The 2310-nt window shown below is 58.8% G+C and carries 1 protein-coding gene and 1 pseudogene; both read right to left on the reverse strand.

Annotated features, from left to right (window positions below):
* The coding region (gene mnmG, locus JV551A3_RS30595; protein ID WP_133979411.1) for a tRNA uridine-5-carboxymethylaminomethyl(34) synthesis enzyme MnmG at positions 1-1261 on the reverse strand (1261 nt) is incomplete at its 3' end.
* A gap of 602 nt (positions 1262-1863) precedes the next feature.
* Positions 1864-2310: pseudogene (locus tag JV551A3_RS30600) on the reverse strand (tRNA uridine-5-carboxymethylaminomethyl(34) synthesis GTPase MnmE); the annotation flags it as partial.

Here is a 2310-nt window from a genome sequence, read left to right on the forward strand (position 1 = left end):
CCAGGGTAATCAGGTCGTCGACCAGTACGCCGATGTACGCCTCGTCGCGGCGCGGGCACCAGCTATCACGGCCCTGCGCACGCAGTGCGGCGTTGGTCCCGGCCAGCAAGCCCTGGGCGCCGGCTTCTTCGTAACCGGTGGTGCCGTTGATTTGCCCGGCAAAGAACAGGCCGCCGATGACTTTGGTCTCGAGGCTGTACTTGAGGTCGCGCGGGTCGAAGTAGTCGTACTCGATGGCGTAGCCCGGGCGCACGATGTGAGCGTTTTCCATGCCTCGGATCGACCGCACCAGCTCCAGCTGCACGTCGAACGGCAGCGAAGTGGAAATACCGTTGGGGTACAGCTCATGGGTGGTCAGGCCTTCCGGCTCGATGAACACCTGGTGGCTTTCCTTGTCGGCGAAGCGATGGATCTTGTCTTCGATCGACGGGCAGTAGCGCGGGCCGACACCTTCGATCACACCCGAGTACATCGGCGAACGGTCTAGGTTCGAGGCAATGATCTCGTGGGTGCGTGCATTGGTGTGGGTGATCCAGCAGCTCACCTGGCGCGGGTGCATCTGGGCATTGCCCATGAACGACATCACCGGAATCGGCGTATCGCCTGGCTGCTCGGTCATCACCGAAAAGTCCACCGAACGACCATCGATGCGAGGCGGGGTACCGGTTTTCAGGCGGCCGACGCGCAGCGGCAATTCACGCATGCGGTGGGCCAGGGCGATCGAAGGCGGATCGCCGGCGCGACCACCGGAATGGTTTTGCAAACCAATGTGGATAAGGCCGCCGAGGAAGGTACCGGTGGTCAGTACCACCGATTCGGAGAAGAAACGCAGGCCCATCTGGGTCACCACGCCTTTCACCTGGTCCTGCTCGACGATCAGGTCGTCGCAGGATTGCTGGAATATCCACAGGTTCGGCTGGTTTTCCAGGATTTCCCGTACCACTGCCTTGTAGATGGCGCGGTCGGCCTGTGCACGGGTGGCGCGTACCGCCGGCCCCTTGCGGTTGTTCAGAACGCGGAACTGGATGCCGCTCTTGTCGGTTGCCAGCGCCATGGCGCCACCGAGGGCATCGATCTCTTTGACCAGATGGCTTTTGCCAATACCGCCGATGGCGGGGTTGCAGCTCATGTGACCGAGGGTTTCCACGTTATGGGTCAGCAGCAGGGTTTTCACACCCATGCGTGCAGACGCAAGCGCAGCCTCGGTACCGGCATGGCCGCCGCCGATGACGATCACTTCAAAACGGGAAGGGAAATCCACCACGCACCTCGTGCCTGTTTTGCGAATAGAGAAGGTAAGCGGACAAGTATAGGGACTTAACCCCCTTTAAAGAAACCTTCTGAGCAAAATTTGACCAGCCTGTGGATGAGTGGCAGGTAACAGAAATCAAAGAGGAGAAATTTAAAAAAGCTTTGTTTTTATGTTTATTCTTATGCACAAGCTGTTCTGTGGATAAGGTTACAGAGGCCTCTGTTCATGCAGGATAGAGAAAAATTAAACCCTGTGGCTGGAGTGCCATGAGGGCTATGGATAACACGATTTAGCCTGTGGATTAAATGACTCTTTACCCACAGGCGGGTTTGTCCTCAGAAAAAAAGCCTGCTTATCAACGGAGCTGAAGGCGAGTTTTCCACAGGGCTCCTGAGCTTGGATTCGAGCCTGTGAATGGAAAAAACATGGAGGTAGGGCTGGATACGGACAAGGTAGGAGCGGGCAACCCCGCGAAAGCGTTGGTACAGCCACGGAGATTCAGGGCTTGTAAGGGCCTCCTCGCACAGGTACCCGGTTATCTCCTGTAACGAATTACCGGCAAAAAAAAGCCGCTCCCGAAGGAGCGGCTCTTGGCCATGCCTGGCTGTGGATTACTTGCCGATGCAGAAACTGGAGAAAATCCTCCCCAGCAGGTCGTCTGAGCTGAATGCCCCGGTAATTTCCCCCAAGGCGTGCTGTGCCTGTCGCAGGTCTTCTGCCAGCAGCTCACCCGCGCCAGCCAGGGTCAGTTGCGCACGGCCGTGTTCCAGGTGCTCACTGGCCTGGCGCAGGGCATCCAGATGGCGCCGGCGGGCGCTGAAACCACTCTCGGCCGTCTGTTCATAACCCATGCACGCTTTCAGGTGGTCACGCAGCAGCTGCAGCCCTGCGTCGTCCCCTTTGGCACTGAGGGTGATCGTCACATGGCCGTCATCGCACTGTTCCAGCGCGACCCGCTCACCACTCAGGTCGGCCTTGTTGCGAATCAGCGTGCCCTTGCCTGGGTCTGGCCGCTGGTCGAGAAATTCCGGCCACAGAGCGAATGGGTCGCTGGCCTC

It is taken from the genome of Pseudomonas inefficax (assembly GCF_900277125.1).
GTDB classification, from domain to species: domain Bacteria; phylum Pseudomonadota; class Gammaproteobacteria; order Pseudomonadales; family Pseudomonadaceae; genus Aquipseudomonas; species Aquipseudomonas inefficax.